Consider the following 25426-nt stretch of genomic DNA (forward strand, 5'->3'; position numbering starts at 1 on the left):
ACCTTCCGCCCACATAGAAATTTTCTTCCTTCCCGAAGCGGTACAATGCCTCAGCAGCAATCTGGTTAAACCGGAATTCTTTTGAGGTGGGATATAAACCGGTGGCATTTTCAAAAGTTCCAAAGAATTCAAACCCATAAAAATTATTCATCAAATTTCAATGTGTTGATTTACTGATTGTTCATGAGAAACATGGCAGTTTTACCAGTTCCACATTGTTCCGTCGTCTCTCCGGTTAACGGGCAGGTAAGCAGGTTTGTAGGGATATTTGCCGGCCAGTTCACGGTTTATTTCCACTCCCAGGCCGGGAGCATCGCCGGGTTGCATGTATCCGTCCTTAAAGGTATATGCATGAGGAAAAACTTCATCAACAAGAGGTTCATGTGGCATGTACTCCTGAATGCCAAAATTGTGGAGCGAAAGATCGAGGTGAAGCGAGGCGGCCATGGTGACGGGCGAAAGATCGGTGGCGCCATGAAATCCTGTGCGCACATTGTATATTTCTGCCAAATGGGCTGTTTTGAGAATGTGGGTTATTCCCCCTCCATGCAGAACCGTCATACGGAGGTAATCAATCAGTTGTTCGGTAATTAGCAGGTGGCAATCGTACACCGAACTGAATATTTCACCGACGGCAATGGGTGTGGTAGTGTGCTGGCGCAGAAGCCGGAAAGATTCCTGAAGTTCTTCCGAAACAGGATCTTCCAGCCAGAACAGATGATAAGGTTCCAGTTCCCTGGCCAGCCGTGCCGCTTCAATGGGGCTCAGCCGGTGATGGGCATCATGCAGAAGCAAAAGTTCTTCCCCAAACTTCTTCCTTACCATTTCAAAAAGACGGGGCACAAAGGAAAGGTATTTTTCCGTATTCCATTCATATTCGTGAGGAAGTCCTGGCGCTGCCGGTTCGTATTTTTCTCCTTTTTTTGCCACGCCATAGGTCCCGCTCATGCCGGGAATCCCCGACTGTACCCTGATGGCTTTGTATCCCTGTTCGATGTGCTTTTCCACCTCTTCCAGCGTAAGATGAGGGTCAATTCCATTGGCATGGCAGTACACCAGTACCCTTTCACGGCTTTTGCCTCCGAGAAGCTGGTAGAGAGGAACATTCAGGGCTTTGGCTTTCAGGTCCCAGAGAGCCATGTCAACAGCGGCTATCGCTGTCATGGTAACCGGTCCGCGTTTCCAGTATGCCCCTTTATACAGATACTGCCAGATGTCTTCTGTGTTGAAGACGTTTCGGCCGGTAATACATGGAATTACATGTTCCTCAAGATAGGAAACCACGGCCATTTCTCTTCCGTTGAGCGTGGCATCGCCCAGTCCGTAAATACCCTGGTCGCTGTGAACAACAAGCGTAACAAAATTCCGTGTAGGGGAACACACAATTACTTCAGCACGAGTAATTTTCATAAGCTTTAATTAAAATCCGATTGAATTGCCACCGTCAACACAGAGAATTGTCCCTGTCAGATAAGAGGCTTCGTCGGAAGCGAGGAAAAAAGCGGCATTAGCCACATCGTCAGGTAACCCGAGTTTTCCCATCGGAGTTCTTGACAGCACTTTACGCTCTCTTTCCGGGTCATTCCTGAAAGCATTTTCTGACATGGAAGTTTTGATAAAACCGGGAGCTATACAATTAACCCGGATCCCGTGAGGCGATAGTTCTACTGCCATGGCACGCGTCATTCCTTCCACTGCCGATTTGGCCGCCGTATAGGCAATTACTTCGGGTATGCCGTACCTTGCTGCCATGGAACTGATATTTATGATAGATCCTGATTTCTGTCGGATCATTATCCTGGCAACTTCGCGCGAAAGGGCAAAGACAACTGTTTCGTTGGTATGAATCACCTTCATAAATTCTTCATCTGTTACTTTCAGAAGCGGCTTTTTCAGGTGGACCCCTGCATTATTGATCAGTACATCGATTTTTCCGAACCGTTCAACGATTTCTTTTACCAGGCCAGGCAATTTGTTGAGTTCTGTCAGGTCGCACAGAATGCTTTCGGCGCCCGTACCAAGTTCCTTTATTGCAGCAGCAGCTTTGGTCTTGTTTCTGTCAACTATGACCGTTCTGTACTGGTTTTTAATAAATTTGCCGGCCATAGCAAAGCCTAACCCTGTGGCTCCTCCGGTAATTACGACGACTTTCCTGTTGTTGGTTTCCATAGAATTTTCCCATTAATTGCCCGGTACATAAAAAAAACGAAGGTTTTGATAGTATTCTAGCGGATGATCCGGCGGAGGGCAAAAGGCAGGCAGCGGCTGTTTTGAAAAAGTCTGAAAATAAAGAATGCAGGCGTCGCGCCACCACATAGCCTCCTGAACCTGAATCTCGAGAAGCATCTTCACTGCCGTAAAACGTTCCCGGTCAACATATTTTTCAACCGAATCCCATGTTTTCTGCATCTGTTTCACGGCATCAACTCCCCGGCAATACCTGAAACAAAGTTCTTCCCAGAGAGTTCGGCCGGAGACCATCTTTTTATTCCAGGGAACATGGTGAAACCAGAGCAGGTATTGTTCGGGACAACGGTCAGGATCAGCAAATTCCTCCCGGAGAGGGGAATGGTACTGACTTACTGCATTGCTGCCTGTGGGGCTTCTGTCAAAGCCCAGACCGACAGAATCAGCTCTGTGGTAATACACTGAGGTCCAGTCATCCCTGGGTGCGTCCTTTATCCATGGGGCCGGCCCGTAATGATGGCTATATCCCATCATATGATGCAAGCCGAGGGGCGTCATATAATCCACAACCGCTTCGCGGGAAGCAAGCATCATTTTCCTAACAGGTTCAACAAATCCTGGCTTGCTTGAAAACGTCATACGCAGCCATTCTTCAGCCACTGTTTCCGAAGCTATGCGGGGGTTCCAGGCAAAACGACCATAAGCGTACCAGTTGGCCTGTGCAAAAGGATGACCGCACCAGTTGATATCGGTTCCTGTGTTGGCCACACCGGCTATGCCAGTAAGCTGTTGGTGGCCGCATTTCCCTTCAAGTATGTCAGCAACAGTAGATCCTTTGCCGCAGGCATACGTTTCTGAACTGAGAACCTCCTCGAAAAGTGGCCCCAGAAATACCAGATGAGTCCCCTGCCCAAGATATTCCTGGGTTATCTGAAATTCCATCATCAGTGAGGAATTGGGCATGGCCCCGAAAAGCGGATGAAACGGTTCGCGCGGCTGAAAATCAATCGGTCCGTTCTTTACCTGCACCAGCACGTTCTTTCGGAATGTGCTGTCCAGCGGCCTGAATTCATTGAATGCCTGTTTGGCCCTGTCGTCTTTATTCCTGTTATCGTAAACAAAAGCCCTCCATATAACCACCCCTCCATAAGGCGCCAAAACATCAGCCAGCATATTGGCTCCGTCGGCATGCGTGCGGCCGTAGTCCTGGGGACCGGGCTGACCCTCCGAACTTGCCTTCACTAGAAAGCCGCCGAAGTCGGGAATCAGACGATAGATTTCATCTGCTTTCAGCTTCCACCAGTTCCGCACTTCAGGATCCAGCGGATCGGCGATCGGCAGCTTTCCCATTTCAACAGGAGCACTGAATCTGACCGAAAGATATACTCTGATTCCGTAGGGACGAAAAACATCGGCCAGGGCTTTTACCTTCAGCAAATATTGAGGGGTAAGAAATATGTTGTTCGCATTGACATTGTTCAGAATCGTCCCATTGATGCCAATGGAAGCATTCGCACGGGCATAATCAATGTACCGCTGATCAATATAGCCAGGAAGCCTGTGCCAGTCCCACAAAGAAAAACCTGCATAGCCCCGCTCAACGCGGCGGTCGGGATTGTCCCAATGGTTCAGCACCCGTAACTGAAGGGCGGGTATGGATACAATATTTAGTAGCGAAATATCCTGGCGGGTCTGCAGAAGCCGCAGAAAGTGAAAAACTCCGTACAGGACCCCTGTCTCTGTATTGGCCGCAATCAGAATGCACTTTTTCCTGTTCACCCGCCGGGTTTGTATCAGGTATCCCTCCCTCCCAAGCGATTCGGCAATATAAGCAGGAACCTGGCGGCTAATGTCAGGATTCGAATCAAATGTACCGGCAAGTATTGCTCCGCTTTTGCTTACCCTGTCAAATGAAGGGATCGCAATGCCAAGCATCCCCGATAATCCCACTTCCAGTTCTTCGAAAGCAACCCTGCCTGTTTCCGAAGTCCGATGAAAAACAATATATCGGACAACCGAAGCATAGTGCTTTCTCACCAAAGGGTCTTCAATACAGTTATACCGCAACCAGAGCCGGTAACCACTTTCAGCTTTTGCCCGGAACGAGACCAGCAGAGAAATACTGACAAGAAAAAGCAGAAAGCCCTGCCAGCATTTCGTTTTATAAAATTGATTCCCTGTATCAGAAAGAACTTCCATGTTGTTTTTCTTGTCCGCCCCAAAAATATGCAATATCCGGAAGTTTTGCAACCGATTGCAGTGAGTGTTCTTATTTTTTCCCCATTTATACGTTTTTTTTCATGGTTGTTAATATTTTTATATTTGCAATTGATTGCATTAATAAAAATATTTCATATCTTTACTTTGACCCGTTTGATACCATTGCACCGGGTAAGTGCATTTAGGTTAGTTTTAGTTAGGTTGGATAGGTTGACTATGGTTGGTAAAGCTGTCTGATGTATTTCAGACAGCTTTTTTAATTCTTTCTGAATTCCGCCACATATCCTCCTCCGGGGGCAAAGGGTATTTCCAGGGTGTGGCGGCAGGTAACCGTTTGTGTTATGACCTTGTAATCACCCGCATGCCGGTGGGCATTGGCCCCGTCCTGAAAAATACGGGCTGTATAATTCCCTTCCCCGAGGAAAGAAAGATCAATTGACAGGGTTCTTGCCCTGCTGTTGTTCATACCGCCCAGGTACCAGTCGGTTCCTTTTCTTCGCGCCACAACTGCATATTCATTTACTCTGGCGGCCGGGACGACCGTCTCATCCCAGGTAGTCGGAATATTGGCAATCAGTCGTATGCAGGCATCATCTTTAGCCAGGTCAACCGGGGAACCGGCAATTACCTGAAAAGGAGAGGCATAGACAATATATTTGGCCAGTTCCGCGCATCGGGTGCCCATGGCCATTGGATGAGAACCAACCACACGATACGACTCCCTGGTGGCATTGGGAAGCACCAGGGGCTCATAATCAAACGGGCCCGAAAGCCCTCTGATAAAGGCGATGGCAAGGTTATGTTCAGGGGTTGGCCAGGAGCTCCATTTGTTGTATTCCGATCCCAGCACGGCTTCCCGTGTAAGAACGTTCGGCCACGTGCGCTCAAAACCCGATGAAGGAAATACCCCGTGAAACATCAGTATCAATTTCCGTTTGGCGGCCGAAGCAGCAATTTCTTCCAGTTCGTTCACCGTCAGCTGGTCGTTACGGTTAAAAAAGTCCACCATCAGGCCTGCCGCACCCCACCGCCGGAATGAATCGAGCACTGCCTCCCGGTTCCGGCTTAAAGCAAGGGCTTCGGTCCATAACCATAACCCAACGTGCTTTTCGCGTGCATAGGCAAAAAGTTCCGGCATGTTCATCGCTGGTATGGGGGTCAGAATGTCGCGCATGGCATTCCACTCCGGTTCTATCATGATGTACTCAACGCCATACCGGGAGGCAAAATCAATATAGTACTTGTAGCTCTCGGTATTGTTCCCCGACAAAAAATCAACCCCGTAAAGGATCCCGTCGATGATCCAGTTGTCCATTGCTTTCCCCGGTCTGATCCAGTCAGTTTCCCGGATTTTTTGCGGCGAAGCAAGGCTCCACACCAGGTCGTTGCTCAGTAAAACTCCATCATCAGGAGCAATTATCAGCACCCGCCATGGGAAAGCCCTGGTGCCAGCTGTTCGGGCTATCCACGGATGACGTTTCACCACAGCCCGCACCTGATAAAGGTCGCCTTCAACAACAGTTTGTGCCGGATATGCGGGAAAAACTCCCTTCAACACTCCCTTTCTTCCTGATGCCCCGCTGATGAACATGCCCGGATAATCTGTCACATCCGATTCTGCAATGCCGATCTTTATTCCGTTGGATTTTACAACCAGCGCCGGGGCAGGGCCTACGCTGTCGGGCAGGATATCTTTTGCTGCGTATAGCCTGTAAACAACTTCAAACGAGGTATTCAACCGGTCGTCCCTCGGCCAGTCGGTCATACAGGGAAACCAGACGGAATCTTTTTCACTGCATGCAACCGTCGCTGTTTCATTGCGCACGAACACACTGTCCTTCATGGCAGTATGAAAACGCCAGGCAATTCCTTCGTTATAGGCACGAAAAACAATACCATGCCCTCCTTTGAAATACAGGGTTATTTCGTTGGCTTTGTTTCTTACCAGGCTTTGCTTCTGCGCCACAGCCGGAATAATCGTTTCGTCTATGGTCTTTCGTTCAGCTTTCACAACAGGCGTATGCTTTCCGAGAACAAGCCTCCCCAGGTCAAGGGCAACAGCAGATGGGTGAAGAAGGAGTGTATCGTTGTAAAGAACCCTGTAGCGCAGGGTGGAATCGTTTTCGATTACAATCTGTATTTTCCCGTCCGGCGATTGAAGCCTCCAATCCGAAGGTGCTCGGCCGCTGAAAAAGAACATAACGAATGCCAGGGCAGACAAGAGAAAAAAACGGTTCATAAAAGCATTATTTGTCCTAAAAACCCAAATATAAAAGAAAGTCAGGAAATGTTCCTGAATTTACAGTTGATCCATGCAAAACCACATCTTTATTCAATGGCATGTTTTGCCAGACAAAAACCGAAACGAATTTCATTACTTTTGTGGCCTGAAAAAATCAGATTATGCTACCAAAAATCACTCTTCTGAAAAAAGAAACGGGCAAGGAAAACATGGCCGTTCTGTTTGACCGGAACAAAAAGACGAAATTCCCGTTTCTCAGCAATGCTGAACAAAAATATGCTGACGCCCTTATAGAAAACAAACAGGATATTATCCGGATCAATCAATACAAGCGGCAGGTTTTTCTGCTTCCGGTGGAACAAAAAGAGTCGGAATCACAAACCCTGGAAATGTACCGGCTTGCCGGAGCAAGGCTCCAGTCGGTACTTCAGCAGGAAAAAGCCGACAATGTTCTTGGCTGGCACTGGCACGATAATAAAACTGAACTGCTGGCATTTGCTGAGGGACTTGCTCTTGCTTCCTACCGGTTCCTTAAATACAAGAGCAAACCGGAGGAACAGCAAAACAGGCTTAAAACCATTGCCCTGAAGCATCCCCGTCTGAAGGAAGAGGAAGTTGCCGAATTGAATGTACTGCTGGATGCAGTTTATAAAGTCCGCGACCTGGTTAACGAACCGGTTTCGCATCTGAATGCGGTTCAGCTGGCTGCCGAAATGGAAAAAATGGGGCAGGAAGCCGGTTTCAGGGTTGAAGTCTTGCACAAGGCACGTATCGAAGCCCTGCGGATGGGTGGTTTGCTGGCTGTGAACAAGGGATCGGTTGATCCTCCTACTTTCACAATCATGGAATGGAAGCCCGAAAATGCCCGGAACAAAAAACCCGTTGTTCTGGTTGGGAAAGGAGTTGTATACGACACGGGCGGCCTGAGCCTCAAGCCCACAACCGACAGTATGGATTACATGAAATCTGACATGAGCGGTGCCGCCGCAGTGACAGGCACCATGTATGCTCTGGCGCGCAACAGAATTCCCCTTCATGTGATTGCCCTGGTCCCTGCCACCGACAACCGTCCGGGAGGAAATGCCTATGCTCCGGGCGACATCATCACCATGTACGATAAAACCCGGGTTGAAATGCTGAACAGTGATGCCGAAGGGCGCATGATCCTGGCCGATGCTCTGGCCTATGCCAAATCGTACAAACCTTCCCTCACCATGACGGTTGCCACCCTCACCGGTTCAGCTGCACGTGCCATAGGAAAGTACGGAATGGTAGGGATGGGTACGGCCCCTGAAAAAATCAGGGAAAACCTGACCCGAAGCAGCGAGAAGGTTTACGAGCGCATTGCCTGGTTCCCTTTCTGGGATGAATATTCTGAATTGCTGCGCTCTGACATTGCCGATATAAAAAATGTGGGAGGAAATGATGCCGGAGCCATCACCGGAGGAAAGTTCCTCGCACATTTTGCCCCGCACCCGTTTGTTCATCTCGATATTGCCGGCGTGGCCTGGGCAAAAACTGCCGAAGGATACCGGACCAGCGGAGGTACCGGAATCGGAGTACGCCTTCTTTATGACTTCCTCAGGAATTACTGATCATCTGAATTTTACGTACCTTTGCTTTTCGCAAAAAGTTTTGTGTTATGAACTCACGCATGCGCATTGGAATAACCCACGGTGATATCAACAGCATCAGCTACGAGGTGATTATGAAAGCCCTCCTCGATCCGAGAATTATGGAAGATTGTACACCCATTCTTTACGGATCATCCAAAGTGGCTGCATACCACCGGAAAACACTTAATATCAATAATTTATCGTTTAACGCCATCCGTTCAGCCGAAGAAGCCTCACCCCGTAAGCCCAATCTGATTAACTGCATCAACGACGAAGTGCGGGTTGAACTGGGGAAATCCACACCCCAGGCCGGAGAAGCAGCTTTTCTTGCATTAAAAAAAGGCGTGGAAGACCTCAAAGCAGGGAAAATTGATGCATTGGTTACCGGACCCATCAATAAACATAATATCCAGTCGGAACAGTTCAGCTTCCCCGGTCATACCGAATATCTTGCCATGGAATTTGGAGTAAATGACGTATTGATGTTCATGGTCGGTGAAACCATGCGGGTAGGAGTTGTTACAGGGCATGTTCCTCTGGCTGAAGTGCCGCAGCTGATAACTGCCGATAAGATCCTGTCGAAGCTTCAATTGATGAACCAATCGCTTCAGGAGGACTTTGCCATTTCACGGCCCAGGATTGCTGTCCTCGGGCTGAATCCCCATGCCGGAGACCAGGGTATCATTGGGCGGGAAGACATGGAAGTAATACAGCCTGCTGTGCAAAAGGCCAGGGAGGAAGGCATCCTTGCATTCGGCCCTTTTCCATCTGATGGCTTCTTTGGTTCTGGTTCGTTCAAAAAATTTGACGGAATACTGGCCATGTATCATGATCAGGGACTTATCCCCTTCAAGGCTCTCACCTACGAAGGGGGTGTCAATTTTACCGCCGGCCTCCCGGTGGTAAGGACTTCTCCTGCCCACGGCACTGCCTATGAACTCGCCGGGAAGAACGAAGCCAATGAGAATTCATTCCGCCAGGCTCTTTATCTTGCCTGCGATATAGTGAAAAACCGCCGTATGTTCAAGGAAATTTCCGCTAACCCGCTGAAACATTACGAATTGAACGACAGTTCGCAGGCAACTTCATAATAATCTATTTCCCATTATTCCATTTCCCATTTTCGGGTCGACGAGAAGTTTACAAAACTTGCATTCATCTTCATACCTCCTGTTTACCTTGTGTGCCAACGCTACCTGTATATACAAACGGTAAGGAAATAACGGGATAATGTTCAGAAACATCATGAAATTATGGTCTTAAACACATAAAATATTGATTTTATCATGCCAAAAGATAGTTAGATTTGTTTCCTGGAAACAAACCAAAAAAACACCCTATGGCAAAAATTACCCGCGAAGAGGCTCTCCACTACCATGCTTCTGGACGCCCCGGTAAAATTGAAGTAATCCCTACCAAGCCTTACAGCACACAGATTGATCTTTCCCTTGCCTATACCCCTGGGGTTGCTGAACCATGCCTCGAAATCCAGAAAAATCCGGAAGATGCCTACCGGTACACCGCCAAATGCAATCTGGTGGCGGTTATCTCAAATGGCACCGCTGTTCTTGGCCTGGGCGACATAGGAGCCCTCGCCGGAAAACCGGTAATGGAAGGAAAAGGCCTACTGTTCAAGGTCTTTGCGGATGTTGATGTTTTTGACATTGAGGTAAACGAAAAAGACCCTGAAAAGTTTATTCAGATAGTTAAAGCCATTGCTCCGACTTTCGGAGGAATTAACCTCGAGGATATCAAAGCCCCGGAATGTTTTGAAATTGAAGAACGGCTGAAAAAAGAACTTGATATCCCCGTCTTTCATGATGACCAGCATGGCACCGCCATCATCAGCCTGGCAGGACTTCTGAATGCTCTCGAAGTTACCGGCAAACCGATTGACAAGATCAGACTGGTAGTGAACGGAGCAGGGGCAGCAGCTGTTTCATGCACAAAACTGTACATTAAGCTTGGGGTGAAAAAGGAAAACGTCATTATGCTCGACAGCAAAGGTGTACTGAGAAAAGACCGCACTGACCTGAACCAAAGCAAAAGAGAATTTGCACAGGATGTGCCGTTCAGTACACTGGCTGAGGCAATGAAGGGAGCCGACGTTTTTCTGGGCCTCTCGGTCGGTAAGGTTGTTACCCAGGACATGATCCGTTCCATGGCTCCTAACCCCATCGTTTTTGCCATGGCCAATCCCGTACCTGAAATTTCGTACGAAGAGGCTACTGAAGCAAGGCCTGATCTTATTATGGCTACCGGTCGCTCCGATTATCCCAACCAGATCAACAATGTGCTGGGATTCCCCTTCATATTCAGAGGAGCACTTGATGTAAAGGCTTCAGCAATTAACGATGAAATGAAGATTGCAGCAGCATATGCCCTGGCTTCCCTGGCTAAAGAAGAAGTACCTGCTTCTGTGCTCGCTGCCTACCAGTTGAACGAACTGAAATTCGGCCGCGACTACATCATTCCCAAACCCCTCGACCCGCGTCTTATTATTAGAGTGGCTCCTGCTGTTGCCAAAGCCGCCATGGAAACCGGTGTGGCACGAACAGCCATTACCGACTGGGAAGCTTATCGCCAGGCCCTGAAAACCCGCATGGAACATCTTCATAATTTTTCCAAACAGTCTCCTGCCTGACAGCAGATCTGACAGCTGACCGTGTCTCTTCAGGAAAACTGCCTTGTAAGAACCGATCAATGGTTTTTTACAAAGGCTTTGAGACTCTTCTTGTTATTTATGAAACCCACATGTTTTACAAACACAAACACAGCGGTAATAAAATGCCGAACATGTGGGTTCCATCATACCATTGAAAATTAATTTTATTATGATGAAAAAACACCTCATTTGATGGCACTGATGTGCATTAATCTGCATTTAAAAACTTTTAATTCTTAATTAGTTGTCGTTTCATCGGCTGGCAATATGCGCCATACCGGATATTTTTAAGATTTCCCCGGCGGGAAACAAAACGCAAAACAATTTCATTCCCACCATGGAACATTTTTTTTTGGTTATTTTCGTACCGTTCAAATCCCGGTTATGTTTGAATATATCGAAGGAAAAATTGCCGATCTTAACCCTGCCTGCGCTGTCATTGAAACGGGCCAGATCGGCTGGCTGGTCAATATAACCCTTGCAACCTTCTCAAAACTGCAGGGATCGGAAACTGCCCGACTGTATCTTCAGCAGATCATCAGGGAAGATGCTCATTTGCTGTACGGTTTTTACGACAAGGAAGAACGGGAGATGTTCAGGCACCTGATCAGCGTGTCAGGAATTGGAGCAGCAACAGCGCGCCTTGTGCTGTCATCGCTCAGTGCATCTGAACTGAAGCAGGCCATTCTCACAGCTAATACTGCTACACTGAAATCTGTGAAGGGAATCGGACAAAAATCGGCCGAAAGGCTCATTGTCGAACTGCGCGACAAGCTTGGGAAAATTTCTTCTTCTGAAGACTTTTTGGTTACCAGGGACAATAGACTGCGTGAAGAAGCGTTTACTGCATTGGTAACCTTAGGTTTTCCCCGGGCGGCCGTCGAGAAGGTTCTTGATAAAATACAACGCTCCCGTCCGGAAAAAACCGGTAGTGTGGAAGAACTGATCAAACAGGCTCTCCGGGAATTGTAATGAAAGATACCGAACATTGAAGCGCGTTTATCTGAAAATATATACTGTTCTTCTGGCCGGAAGCTTTTTTGTGCTTTTTACATCCTGGCTTCCGGTACCCGGAACACCGCCGGCACGGAATCTGCAAATGCAACTGCCCGACAGTGCCTCCGGTGATACCGGCCTCCGTTTCAAATACCCTCCCCTGCCCCTGTATCCTATTGGTACACTGACCCAGCCCAGGGGGCCTTATCTTAAATACCCTTCCAACATACGAACCGAAATAGAATATAACCCTCTAACCCAACAATACGAATTCAAACAGAAAATCGGCAAAATCAGTCTCCTGCCTCCTTCGGTGGCCTCCCTCGATGAGTACCGCAGTAAGGAACTCAACAGCTCCATACGGGATTACTGGTACCAGCGTGCCAGCAACAACACCCTCTCAGGAGCCGGATTTGTTCCCCGTTTCAGCATAGGAGGAGAAGCTTTTGACAAAGTATTCGGAAGCAATGTCATCAACATCGTTCCCCAGGGGTCGGCCGAGCTTATTTTCGGCTTCAACATGTCGCGGGTCGATAATCCCACCCTCTCGGAAAAACTCCGGAAAACACCTTCGTTCAATTTCGATGAAAAAATCCAGATGAACGTCACAGGGTCCATTGGCGACAAACTGCAACTGGGAGTGAACTACAACACCGAAGCAACCTTCGATTTTGAAAATAAAACCAAACTCGAATGGAAGGGCGAAGAAGATGACATTATCAAAAAAGTGGAAGCCGGCAATGTGACACTTCCGCTCAGCGGCTCGCTCATCACCGGAAGCCAGAGCCTCTTCGGCCTCAAAACGGAAATGCAGTTCGGAAAACTTACGGTTACCAGCGTTTTCTCACAGCAAAAAGGCGAAACCTCTGTAATGGAGGTGAAGGGAGGAGCCCAGCTCAGCGAATACGAAATAACAGCCGACAACTACGAAGCCAACAAGCACTTCTTTATATCCCAGTATTTCAGGGATCACTACGACGAAGCGCTGGCCACCCTTCCCGTGATCAATTCACCTATCAACATTACCCGTATTGAAGTTTGGGTGACCAATAAAACAAACAATTTTGAAAGTTCGCGCAACATAATTGCTTTTGCAGATCTTGGTGAAACCGACCCGCAATACACTAATCCTTACTGGAGCATTTCTCCCGGCAATCGTTTTCCTTCCAACGAAAGCAATAACCTTTACCAGACGGTTACCGACCAGGGAAGTGTTATCCGCAATCTGAGCAGTGCGGCAAACTACCTGAATTCCCTCCTGCCTTACGGAATTGTTAACGGACAGGATTATGAAAAGATTGAAAATGCGCGGCTCTTAACGGAAAGAGAATATACCTTCAACGAAAAACTGGGCTATATATCATTGAATTACGCGCTGAATGCCGATGAAATTCTGGCCGTGGCATATGAATACACCATGAACGGTCAGGTTTACCGTGTAGGAGAATTTTCTTCGGGAGGTATCGCCGCCCCGCAGGCCCTGGTTGTCAAACTGCTGAAAGCAACCAACCTGAGCCCCAAACTGCCAACCTGGCGGCTGATGATGAAAAATATTTACAACATCGGGGCTTATCAGATGAACCGTCAGGACTTTACCCTGAATGTTCTTTACCAGGACGACAAGACCGGAAACGCCCTCAACTATATCCCCGAAGGGAAAATAGCCAATAAAATCCTGCTGAAGGTACTGCATCTTGACAACCTCAACTCCCAGCTCGATCCTTCGCCCGACGGGGTTTTTGACTTCATCGAAGGAATTACCGTAAATTCCTCAACCGGCCGCATTATTTTCCCGGTTGTGGAACCTTTCGGCCGGTACCTCGAAAAACAGTTCGGCGATGATGCTGCCGGCAAAGCCATTGCCAAAAAATATGTCTTCAAGGAACTTTACGATTCCACACAAACCCGTGCCCGCCAGATTGCCGAAAAGAACAAATTCCGCCTGCAGGGCACCTATAAGTCCTCATCCGGTTCCGAAATACCGCTGAATGCCATGAATGTTCCGCCGGGTTCGGTAGTGGTTACGGCAGGGGGCATCAAACTGCAGGAAAATATTGATTACACGGTAGATTATACCCTGGGGCGTGTCAAGATTCTTAACCAGGGCTTACTCCAGAGCGGAACCCCCATCAGGGTTTCACTCGAAAACCAGAGCATGTTTGCCATTCAGACAAAAACTCTGATAGGATCTCATTTTGATTACAAAGTGTCTGACGACCTGAACCTGGGAGCCACCGTTCTGCACCTCACCGAAAGGCCTTTAACCCAGAAAGTTAATATCGGCGATGAGCCGATTTCGAATACCATCTGGGGAATGAACGGAAGTTGGCGCACCCGGCCGCAACTCCTTACCACCCTGGTTGACAAACTGCCCTTTATCCAGACCAAGGAGCCCAGTTCCCTTGTGGTGGAAGGCGAATTTGCCAATCTCATTCCCGGCTCAAACCGGGCCATAGGCAAAGGAGGCGTTTCCTATATTGACGATTTTGAAGGAAGCCAGACCAGCATTGAACTCAAATCCTATCCGGCCTGGCATCTGGCCAGCACGCCGCAGGGTCAGCCCGATCTTTTCCCGGAAGGATCCTACATCAATGACCTCCGCTTCGGAATGAACCGGGCCAAGCTGGCCTGGTATGTAATTGACCCTCTCTTCCTCCGGAATACTTCGCTCACGCCTTCGCACCTTTCGGCCGACGATAAATCAAGCCATTTTGTAAGGGAAGTCTTCGAAAAGGAAATATGGCCCAACAAGGAAAGCCCCAACAACATTCCTACCAATATTCCTGTGCTGAACCTGGCCTTCTACCCCGACGAAAAAGGACCCTACAACTATGATGCTTTCCCCACCAACGTTTCGGCAGGAATAAACCGTATCGGACGGTTAAAGGATCCCGCCACGCGCTGGGGGGGCATTATGCGGGAAATTCAGACCAATGACTTCGAAGCTGCCAACGTAGAGTACATCGAATTCTGGCTGATGGATCCTTTTGTGGAGTGGAACGAAAACAATCCCGGCGGAGATTTGTATTTCAACCTGGGAAATGTTTCAGAAGATGTTCTCCGCGACGGGCGTAAGGCTTTCGAAAACGGACTTCCAACTCCCCGCGAACCGGCTACAGGGGTTGATACCACTGCATGGGGTCTTGTTCCTCAGAAACAGTCCCTCGTCAATGCTTTTGACAACGACCCGGCCTCACGCAAAGCGCAGGATATAGGCCTTGACGGGCTGAACAGCGAAAAGGAAAAAGATTTCTTCTTTTCCCGCGACTCGTCCTACCTCCACCAGATCGACCAGTTGCATGCCCTGGGCCAGCTCTCCGACTCAGCTTACCAGGTACTGTGGAATGACCCCTCCTCCGACGACTATCATTATTACCGGGGGCCCGATTATGACCAGGAGCGCGTCAGCATCCTCGACCGGTACAAAAAATACAACGGGCTGGAAGGAAATTCCCCCACCTCCGATCAGACCAATCTGCCCTATCCTACCGCCGAAAGCACCCTGCCCGATGTAGAAGATATTAACCGCGATAATACCCTGAGCGATGCCGAAAGCTATTACCAGTACCGGGTAGAACTCCGCAAGGACAAAATGGTTGTCGGCCAGAACTTTATTACCGACAAGGTTACCACCACCGTCACCCTTGAAAACGGAAAACGAAGTACTATCAACTGGTATCAATTTAAGGTTCCCATTACCGATTACGAAAAAGTTGTAGGCTCTATTCAGGATTTCAAGTCCATTCGTTTTATGCGAATGTTTGTTAAAAATTTCCAGGCACCGGTTATTCTTCGTTTTGCGCGTCTGGAACTGAAACGCGGCGAATGGAGGAAGTACACATTCCCTCTGCTCGAAGGCAGTGAAAACCTTTCCGGCGGTGAACCAACAGGATCCCTGGATATTTCGGCTGTCAACATTGAGGAGAATTCCAGCAAAACCCCGGTCAATTATGTGCTTCCTCCGGGCATTGACAGGGTGATTGATCCCACCAACCCCCAGTTGCGTCAGCTGAATGAGCAGGCTATGGTGCTGAAGGTCAGTGATCTGGCCGACGGAGATGCCCGTGCCGCTTTCCGCAATGTGGAACTCGATGTCCGCCAGTACCGACGCATCCGCATGGAAGTGCACGGGGAGGCCCTCCCGGGCGAAAACCTCAGGGACGGAGACCTCACGGTGTTTATCCGCCTTGGCACCGATTATAAAAACAACTATTACGAGTACGAAGTTCCTTTGCACGTTACACCTCCTGCACCTCCCGGAGGATACAACAACGACAGCGACCGTGACCGGCTCATCGTATGGCCGGCCGAAAACCGGATCAACATCCCTCTTGATTTGTTCACCAAAGCCAAACTGGCCAGGAACGAGGAAATGAACAAACCGGGATCGGGAATTTCAACCCTGACCCGTTTCCCTTACACCGACGGCAAAAATACCGTTTACATCTCAGGAAATCCGAACCTGAGCAATGTCCGGATCATCATGATCGGAATCCGTAATCCGGGAGAAAGCCGCAACGGATTCGAAAATGACGGAATGGCAAAATCGGCCGAGGTGTGGGTCAATGAACTTCGCCTGACCGATTTCAACGACCAGGGAGGCTGGGCTGCCAACGCCCGTGCTTCTGCCAAGCTGGCTGACCTGGGTACGGTAACTCTGGCCGGATCAACCAGCACCCCCGGCTTCGGAAGCATCGAAAAGAAAGTGGCCCAGCGATCTACAGAGCAAATCAATTCGTATGATCTTTCCACCAACCTGGAACTTGGAAAATTCTTCCCCGATAAGGCCAATATCAATATTCCCTTCTTCATGGGATATTCCGAAACCTTTGTAAATCCCCAATATAATCCTCTCGATCCCGACATCCTCTTCAAGGTGGCTCTTGATGCTGCCCGGACAAAGCACGACAGGGACTCCATCCGACGGCTGGCCCAGGACTATACGCGGCGGCGAAGCATCAACTTTACCAACGTACGCTTCGGAAAAACCAAGGCAAAACAAAAGCCCTGGAGTCCTTCCAACTTTACTTTGAGCTATGCCTTCAGCGAAGAACTTAACCGCGATATCCGCACCGAAACCGACCTGGAAAAACGCTATCTGGCTGCCCTGAACTACAACTATACCATACGGCCTAAGAATGTTGCCCCTTTCAGTAAAATCAAATTCCTTAAATCGCCTGCGCTTAGCCTGATCCGTGATTTCAACTTCTATTATCTGCCTTCCTCCGTTTCGATACGTACCGACATTAACCGCATTTACGGATACACCAAATTGCGGAATATTGATCACCCGGCTTTTAAGATCGACTCTACCGTCTATAAAGACTTTCTCTGGAACCGTTACTATGATGTCAAATTTGACCTTACGCGTTCCCTTAAGATGGACTTTTCGGCCACCAACATTGCCCGTATTGACGAGCCGGAAGGTGCCGTTGACCGGCGTTACCGCGATTCCTACGAAGCATGGCGCGACTCGGTATGGAAGAATATCAGAAACCTTGGAAGAACTACCAATTACCACCACATCATCAACCTTACGTATGCCGTTCCACTCAACAAGATACCTGTCCTTAACTGGACAAGCCACAGCATACGCTACGGCATTACCTACGGATGGGATGCCGGACCCATTACACCCGATACCATCCGGTTGGGAAATATTATCAACAACTCGAGGAAGATTGATGTGAGCGGCCAGTATAATCTGAACAACCTGTACAATAAAGTAAGCTTCCTGAAAAAACTTAACGAATCGGGTAAACCACCTCCGCGCGGCCAGCAACCCCAGAAGAAATACAAAACGGTTACTTTCGAAAAATTCATACCGCAGCTAAAAGCAGGCGTCCCGCGATCCATTTTCCATCAGATGGGGACAGAAGACGTAAAAGTGAAGGTGCTGGATAAGAACAAGCAGGAACTGCCTGTTAAAACCGAAATCGCCAGCCGCGACAGGATTGTTGTTAGCAGTGACTCCACTTTTGAAAGTGTGACAGTATCAGTAGAAGGTCAGGTGGAAGACAAGGGAAACCCGTTTGTCATCTTTCTCCGGGGCATGGGAAAAGCGCTTCTGGGTGTAAAAACCATCTCCCTCACCTGGAGCCTGGCCGAAGGAATCAGCTTACCCGGATACATGCCCGGTTCTGACTGGTTTGGCACCCAGAGTTTCGGCGGTTTGCTGGCTCCCGGAATCCCTTTCATCCTGGGTGATCAGAACCGGGACTTTGCTCTGGAAGCCGCACAAAAAGGATGGCTTACCTCCGACCCCCGGCTCAGTCAGCCTTTCCTCATGAGCCGCACAGAGACCTTTAACCTCCGGAGCAATATTGAACCGGTGCAGGGGATGAAAATTGACCTGACTGCCAACCGGCAGTTCAGCCGTAATATGAGCGTATACTACGGTTATTCCGAACAGGACGGATGGAACTTCACCCGGGGACAGATGATAACGGGTAACTTCACCATGACCACAATAACCTGGCGTACAGCCTTTGAACCTATCAGCGTAAAAAAAGGATATCGCAGTGATGCTTTCGACCGCCTCCGGCTTAATACAATTGTTATTTCCGAGCGGCTCTCGCGGCAGAGAGAAAACCGGAGAAATTCGTTCAGCCCGAGTTACAGCGACCTCGGCATCCCTGATCCCAACCAGAAAACCGGCGACTATTATAACGGATATGGATTAACCTCACAGGAAGTTCTTATCCCGGCATTTTTCGCCGCCTACACAGGCCGGAACCCAAACAAGGTGGAACTCACAGCCTTCCCTTCCCTGCTCTCGGTGCTTCCCAACTGGAGGATTAACTATGACGGCCTCACCAAAATTGATTTTCTGCAGCGATACTTCCGGAGCATTAACATTTCCCACAGCTATCGTTCCACCTACAACGTCAGTGCCTATACCAACAACCTCCTTTATGATCCGCTGGAAGTTGACGGACTGAGCTATGTAATGGATGCACAGAACAATTTTGTGCCGCGTTTTGATGTGGGATCCGTATCGGTGAATGAACAGCTGAGCCCTCTGGTGGGAGTTGATGTTACATGGCAAACCAATCTTACCACACGATTTGACTGGAAAAAAAGCCGCACCGCTTCCCTCAGCCTTGCCAATAACCAGGTGATGGAAATGACAACCGGCGAGCTGAGCATAGGCGCCGGATACCGGTTCGACAATGTTCAGATCACCATTACACCTCCCGGCGGAACACAGAAAAATCTTAAAAGCGACCTCAACCTGAAAGCCGATTTTTCCATACGTGACAACAAAACCATTCTGCGCAAGCTGGTGGAAGACCGAAATGACATAACAGCCGGGCAAAGGGCCATCGCCATAAAACTTTCGGCCGACTATATGCTGGGTCCGAATTTCAACCTGCGCTTTTTTTACGACCGCATGATCAACCGGCCTTACGTCTCCTCTTCCTTTGATACCTACAATACCAATATAGGATTCAGTCTCACCTTCAGTTTGTCACCCCAGGCTGCTCAACGATAGGTTGGAAATCGGATTTAAATTGTAATTTTGAAGCCAGAATAATTACAAAACTTAAACAAAACGCATATGCAGGTACCCTCTGATCTTAAGTATACAAAGGATCATGAATGGATCCGGGTTGAAGGAAACCAGGGCGTTGTAGGAATTACAGACTATGCCCAGAAGGAACTTGGTGACATTGTTTTTATCGAAATCGAAACCCAGGGAGAAAAACTCAAGAAGGAAGACGTTTTCGGAACCATCGAAGCGGTAAAAACGGTTTCCGATATGTTTATGCCGGTTTCAGGAACCGTTCTGGAAATTAATCCGAAACTGGAAAGCTCTCCTGACATTGTCAACAAGGATCCTTTCGGAGAAGGCTGGATGATTAAAGTTACCATTGATAATCCCTCCGAGCTGGACACCCTGCTGGATGCCGAAGGGTATAAGAAACTGATCAACGCCTGATCAGAGTACCGGCTTTACTTCGGTTTCAGAAAAGGCCTCGATCATATCGCCAACCTTCACGTCATTGAAGTTCTGGATGCCAAGGCCGCATTCCATGCCATTGGTAACTTCCTTTACATCTTCCTTATAGCGTTTCAGAGAAGCCAGTTCACCGGTGTACACCACAATACCGTCGCGTATTACCCGCACTCTGGAGTTGCGGACAATTTTCCCTTCCCGTACGATGCACCCGGCAACCGTCCCTACCTTTGACACCTTGAAAGTTTCTAGAACTTCGGCCGTGCCAAGGATTTCTTCTTTCATCTCCGGAGAGAGCATGCCGGCAATAGCATCCTTGATTTCATTGATGGCGTCATAAATGATGGAGTAAAGCCGGATATCAATCTGTTCTTTCTCTGCCAGTTTACGGGCGCTGAACGAGGGGCGCACCTGGAAGCCAACGATGATGGCGTTTGAAGCAGCCGCCAGCAGGATGTCGGATTCCGAAATCTGCCCAACGGCCTTGTGAATCACATTCACCTGTACCTGCGGCGTTGACAGCTTGATAAGCGAGTCTGAAAGGGCTTCCACAGACCCGTCCACATCGCCCTTGACAATGATATTCAGTTCCTTGAAATTTCCTATTGCAATACGGCGTCCGATTTCATCGAGCGTAATATGCTTCTGCGTGCGCATACCCTGCTCCCGCTGAAGCTGTTCGCGACGGGTAGCTATTTCCTTTACTTCCCGTTCATCGGTCATAACGACAAACTTTTCACCGGCCTGCGGAGCTCCGTTCAGACCAAGGATGACAGCAGGCATGGAAGGTCCTGCCTGGTCAATCCGCTTGCCGCGCTCATTGAACAGCGCCTTAACATGGCCATAATGATGCCCGGCCAGCAGAAGATCGCCGGGCCGCAGTGTCCCGTCGGCCACCAGTACCGTGGCAACATAGCCGCGGCCTTTGTCGAGGGCCGACTCAATTACCGTACCTTTAGCCCGTTTGTTTGGATTTGCCTTAAGGTCAAGAAGCTCGGCTTCCAGCAAAACTTTTTCCAGCAACAGGTCAACATTCTTTCCTTCCTTGGCTGAAATTTCCTGGCTCTGGTATTTTCCTCCCCAGTCTTCCACCAGAAGGTTCATCTTGGCCAGTTCCTCTTTGATTTTTTCAGGATTTGCCGTGGGTTTGTCGATTTTGTTGATGGCGAACACCATCGGAACCCCGGCCGCCTGGGCATGATTGATGGCTTCGACCGTCTGCGGCATCACTCCGTCGTCGGCCGCAATCACAATAATAGCCACATCGGTGATGCTGGCTCCGCGTGCCCGCATGGCGGTAAAAGCTTCGTGCCCGGGTGTGTCAAGAAAGGTAATCATTCTTCCGTCTTCCAGTGTCACACTGTAAGCCCCGATGTGCTGGGTAATTCCTCCGGCCTCACCGGCAATAACGTTTGTTTTTCTGATGTAGTCAAGCAGTTTGGTCTTCCCATGGTCAACATGCCCCATAACGGTAACAATCGGAGGCCTCGGAACCAACTGCGACGGATCATCTTCTTCCTCCTCCACCAGTTCTTCAACACTGGGCACAACGAACTCCACCTTGTAATTGAATTCATCGGCCACAAGTGCCAGATGTTCTGCATCCAGCCTCTGATTAATGGAAACGATCAAACCGAGATTCATACAGACCTGAATCACATCCACCACCGGCACATTCATCAGGCTGGCCAGCTCATTCACCGTCACAAATTCAGTAACACGAAGTATTTTCGATTCGGCTTCCTGCTTTTCCAGATCAGCTATTTCCTTAAGCCGCAGTTCTTCCCTCTTTTCACGCCGGTACCGGGAAGCTTTAGACTTTCCTTTGGCAGTAAGTCGGGCCAGTGTGTCCTTGATCTGACGCTGGACATCCTCATCATCTACTTCAGGCCTTGCCGGACTGGGTTTTATTGGGCTCTTGCGTGCAGTCTTTTTCCCAAGGTATGCATCAATTTCCTGCAGTTCCCTGTTTTTCTGCTCAGCCTCGGTGGGGGTTTCCTCCTTCTTAATGCGCTTCCTCTTTTTCTTTCTTCTCTCAAATACATCGCTGGAGGAAGCAACAGGCTTTTTCTTTTCTTTTTCCAGTAGTGAAAGATCCATCTTCCCCAATACGGTGGGCCCTGCCAGCTTTTCAACCTTCGGGCGGATGAAATTTTCATCCTCTACCGGAGCTTCGGCTTCAACTTCCTTCTCAGCAGGCAGCACTTCCATGGTTTCTGCCACGGGAGTCTCCTGCACGACCGGTTCCTTTTCAACAGTGGTTTCTGCTTCTGCAGGAACTTCTTCCGGCGCTTTTTCTTTGGCGGCTCTTCCGGCAGATTTACTAATCTTATCAATATCGATTTTCCCTACTACTTTAATCTCTGGTTCGGGAACAATAGTCGGTATTTCCTCCACAACAGGTTCTGGTTCTTTTTTCTTTTTGCCTTTTATGGGTGCAATCTTTTCTTCAGGCTGAACAGGTGTTACCTTTTCCTCGGGGATCCCTTTTTCTTTCCCTGAAACAGGAAGTGCCGGTTCTTCTTCTTTTACCGGCTTTTTCTTTTCAATTTTTTCAAGATCAATTTTCCCGAGTACCTTTGGTTCTTCAATTTTCTTTTTCAGGCTTTCAGTCGAGGTTTCAAGCGGATGTACCCTTCCGGTTGTAACATCTTTTATGCGGATTCCCTCTTCGTCTTCTTCCGTTTCAGTAAGTTCCGACTCTTCTTTCTGGATATCATTGATGGTAACCGAAACCTGTCCTTTCGGCATCGTTCTCAGATGGAGCTTTTCCGACTCCTTTTTGATGGTTTTTTCCGTACTGAATTCTTTCTGAAGAAGGTCATATTCCTCAGGCGTTACCTTGGAATTTGGATCCGGATTAAGGGTATAGCCTTTCTTCTTCAGAAATTCCACCATAGTGGAAATTCCGACGTTCAACTCACGGGCCAGCTTACTTAATCGTACCGTTTTGGTTTCTGACATAGGCCGAAAATAATCTCAATTTTAAAGTTCCTGCAATGTTAACAAGATTTACTGAGCTCTGTGTTGTGTGAAACGCAATTTTATTCAAATTCTGCCTTCAGTATTTTTCGTACTTCGCGAACCGTCTCTTCTTCAAGGTCGGTTCGTTTGACAAGGTCTTCCACCGAAAGGCTGAGCACACTCTTTGCCGTATCACAGCCAATGGCTTTCAGTTCATCAATAATCCAGCTGTCAATTTCATCAGCAAATTCATCGAGGTTCACATCTTCATCTTCTTCCGTTCCGGCTTCACGGTAAACATCGATTTCATACCCGGTAAGCTGGCTGGCCAGTTTGATGTTCAATCCTCCCTTGCCGATGGCAAGGCTGACCTCTTTTGGCTCGAGGTACACCTCCGCACGCTTGTTCTCCTGGTCGAGCTTGATTGATTTAATCTTGGCAGGGCTCAGGGCGCGCTGAATGAACAACTGCTGATTGGTGGTATAATTAATTACATCGATGTTTTCGTTCCGCAATTCCCGCACAATGCCATGAATGCGCGAACCTTTCATTCCCACGCACGCACCAACCGGATCAATCCGTTCATCGTACGACTCCACAGCAACTTTGGCTCGTTCACCCGGAACCCTGACAATCTTCTTGATGGTAATCAAACCGTCAAAAATCTCAGGAACTTCCTGTTCAAAAAGCCTTTCAAGAAATACCGGCGAGGTACGGCTCAGGATCACCATCGGATTGTTGTTCTTCATCTCAACCTTTATGACAACTGCCCTGATGGTATCCCCTTTCCGGAAGTGGTCGGAAGGAATCTGCTCACTGCGCGGAAGAATCAGTTCATTTCCTTCATCATCAAGCACAAGTATTTCCTTTTTCCAGACCTGGTAAACTTCACCGGTAACAATATCTCCGATCCGGTCACGGTACTTATTGAAAATATTGCTCTTTTCCAGATCCATAATCCGGGCACTGAGGTTCTGACGAAGAGAAAGGACTGCCCTCCGGCCAAAATCACTCATCTTGACTTCCTGGCTGATGTCTTCTCCCAGTTCAATGTCGTCAACAATTTTTCTTGCTTCACTGAGCGGTATCTCGGTAACCGGATCGGAAAATTCAGCATCATCAACAACACGACGGTTGTGAAGAATCTGAAAGTCGCCCTTGTCGATGTTAATGATAATATCGAAATTATCGGCTGTACCGTATTTTTTCTCGAGCATTGACCGGAATACATCTTCCAGAACACTCATCATGGTAACCCGGTCAATGTTCTTAAGCTCCTTAAATTCCGAAAATGTTTCCAGCAGATTCAGATTTTCCATATAGCAATATTGTCGTTTTATTTAAATGAAATAATAACTTTCCCCTGTTTGATATTTTCCCATGCAACGGGAACAGTACCTGATCCTTCTCCTTCCTTTTTTTTCTTTCTCCCGGCCGGAATATCTTCCTGCAAAACAATCCCTTCCTCAGTAACTTCCAGCAGAGTGCCGGTAATCCGTTTTCCGTTATTCAGTTCCATCTGCATCTTCCTTCCACGATGCTTTCCATATTGCTCCCTGAGTTTCAGGGGCTGATCAGCTCCCGGCGAACTTACTTCCAGATGAAAATCCTCTGATTCCCTGTCCAGATGTTCCTCCAGATAACGGTTAACCAGGGCACAATCGTCAACGGTAACTCCTTTAACACTGTCAATAATAACTGTAATCCTGTTCTGCTGGGTAACATGTACATCCACCAGCAGAAGCTGATTGTCCCTGATAACAGGCTCCAGAATCTCTTTCAGGTATGTTTCCTGAATCATAAACTAATAATAAAATAGGGGACTCAGGTCCCCTTTCACAATTCGTCCGTTTCAAATCCGGCGCAAATATACAAAAAAATAATTATTTCTGCATATCAAAACGGAAGGTCGTCATCCTTTGGTGAAAGATCGATCGGTTCCAAGGGAGGCAGACTTTCCGGAGTTCCTGACTGTGTAGCCGCCGGTTCAACCCTATACGCTCTGGCATCGGTATACCATCGGCCATTGTATTCGCGCGATTCCAGGCTGAACTGCACTTTGATCATACTTCCCGGAGTAAGGTTCTTTAAATCATTAACTTTCTCGCCCCAGAGAGAAAAGCAAACCTTTTTCGGAAACTGATCTGATGTTTCAATCACAAATTCCTGCTTTTGCCAGGGTCCGTTTTTGCCCTGCCCCGTTTGCACCTGTAACAACTGCAAAAGTTTACCCGTAAGTTCCATTTCAATTTTTTCTGCAAAGTAATGATTATTTTTTTAAACCAGGATTGCGCATCAGGAGAGTAAGCGAACTGATGCGCAGTGGGCTGGCTTTGTGCGCAGGCATCCTGGTTAACCCCGCTGAAACGAAGTGGAAGCGGCCGGTTAAACCAGGATAATGCATTAGGAGCGAAGCGAACTAATGCATTGTGCGATGGCCTTGTGCGCAGGCATCCTGGTTAACCCCGCTGTAACGAAGTGGAAGCGGCCCGTAGGGAACATTGCGCACTTTTTCTGCGCAATGTGGGTTAAGCCCGGATTGCGCATCAGGAGTGTAAGCGAACTGATGCGCAGTG

General features: G+C 48.4%; 14 protein-coding genes. 6 read left to right on the forward strand and 8 right to left on the reverse strand.

The annotated features are described in order from the left end of the window. Window positions 1–201 precede the first annotated feature (201 nt). From GX419_02350 to GX419_02365, 4 genes are all read right to left on the reverse strand, one after another. On the reverse strand, window positions 202–1410 hold the full coding sequence (locus GX419_02350; GenBank protein ID NLI23534.1) for a D-galactonate dehydratase family protein: 1209 nt from the start codon (window positions 1408–1410) through the stop codon (window positions 202–204). 9 nt (window positions 1411–1419) lie between these two features. After that, entirely contained in the window at window positions 1420–2169 is a 750-nt protein-coding gene (locus GX419_02355; GenBank protein NLI23535.1) for an SDR family oxidoreductase, read from the reverse strand. A 12-nt stretch (window positions 2170–2181) separates the two neighbouring features. Continuing rightward, window positions 2182–4386: an alpha-glucuronidase gene (locus tag GX419_02360; GenBank protein NLI23536.1), complete on the reverse strand. Its 2205-nt coding sequence runs from the start codon at window positions 4384–4386 to the stop codon at window positions 2182–2184. Window positions 4387–4663: 277 nt separating this feature from the next. Beyond that, a complete protein-coding gene (locus GX419_02365) occupies window positions 4664–6646 on the reverse strand; it encodes a glycoside hydrolase family 97 protein (protein ID NLI23537.1) in 1983 nt (660 codons plus the stop codon). Window positions 6647–6993: 347 nt separating this feature from the next. Between GX419_02365 and GX419_02370 the strand changes: the two genes are divergently transcribed. The 6 genes from GX419_02370 (at window position 6994) to gcvH (ending at window position 19868) form a co-directional block, all read left to right on the forward strand. Next, window positions 6994–8244 carry a leucyl aminopeptidase gene (locus GX419_02370; protein NLI23538.1) on the forward strand — a complete coding sequence of 417 codons (1251 nt, stop codon included), beginning with the start codon at window positions 6994–6996 and terminating at the stop codon, window positions 8242–8244. Window positions 8245–8291: 47 nt separating this feature from the next. After that, complete coding sequence (gene pdxA, locus GX419_02375) at window positions 8292–9356, forward strand: 4-hydroxythreonine-4-phosphate dehydrogenase PdxA (protein NLI23539.1); 1065 nt, start codon at window positions 8292–8294, stop codon at window positions 9354–9356. A gap of 248 nt (window positions 9357–9604) precedes the next feature. After that, window positions 9605–10909 carry a hypothetical protein gene (locus tag GX419_02380; protein ID NLI23540.1) on the forward strand — a complete coding sequence of 435 codons (1305 nt, stop codon included), beginning with the start codon at window positions 9605–9607 and terminating at the stop codon, window positions 10907–10909. A 405-nt stretch (window positions 10910–11314) separates the two neighbouring features. Continuing rightward, on the forward strand, window positions 11315–11902 hold the full coding sequence (gene ruvA, locus GX419_02385; GenBank protein NLI23541.1) for a Holliday junction branch migration protein RuvA: 588 nt from the start codon (window positions 11315–11317) through the stop codon (window positions 11900–11902). 16 nt (window positions 11903–11918) lie between these two features. Further along, window positions 11919–19421 carry a cell surface protein SprA gene (sprA, locus tag GX419_02390; GenBank protein ID NLI23542.1) on the forward strand — a complete coding sequence of 2501 codons (7503 nt, stop codon included), beginning with the start codon at window positions 11919–11921 and terminating at the stop codon, window positions 19419–19421. Window positions 19422–19487: 66 nt separating this feature from the next. After that, entirely contained in the window at window positions 19488–19868 is a 381-nt protein-coding gene (gcvH, locus tag GX419_02395) for a glycine cleavage system protein GcvH (GenBank protein ID NLI23543.1), read from the forward strand. On the opposite strand, the gene infB is transcribed toward gcvH, so the two are convergent. The 4 genes from infB to GX419_02415 all read right to left on the reverse strand — a co-directional run bounded on the left by infB (window position 19869) and on the right by GX419_02415 (window position 25094). Then, on the reverse strand, window positions 19869–22850 hold the full coding sequence (gene infB, locus GX419_02400) for a translation initiation factor IF-2 (GenBank protein NLI23544.1): 2982 nt from the start codon (window positions 22848–22850) through the stop codon (window positions 19869–19871). Window positions 22851–22930: 80 nt separating this feature from the next. After that, window positions 22931–24169 (reverse strand): transcription termination/antitermination protein NusA, encoded by a 1239-nt coding sequence (nusA, locus tag GX419_02405; GenBank protein ID NLI23545.1) that lies wholly within the window; start codon window positions 24167–24169, stop codon window positions 22931–22933. Window positions 24170–24186: 17 nt separating this feature from the next. Then, window positions 24187–24651, reverse strand: coding sequence for a ribosome assembly cofactor RimP (gene rimP / locus GX419_02410; protein ID NLI23546.1), 465 nt, complete (start codon window positions 24649–24651; stop codon window positions 24187–24189). Window positions 24652–24746: 95 nt separating this feature from the next. Next, the gene (locus tag GX419_02415) at window positions 24747–25094 is read right to left on the reverse strand and encodes a DUF3127 domain-containing protein (protein NLI23547.1); all 348 of its coding nucleotides are present in this window, start codon (window positions 25092–25094) and stop codon (window positions 24747–24749) included. Window positions 25095–25426: the final 332 nt, after the last annotated feature.

The organism is Bacteroidales bacterium (assembly GCA_012517825.1).
GTDB lineage: Bacteria > Bacteroidota > Bacteroidia > Bacteroidales > JAAYUG01 > JAAYUG01.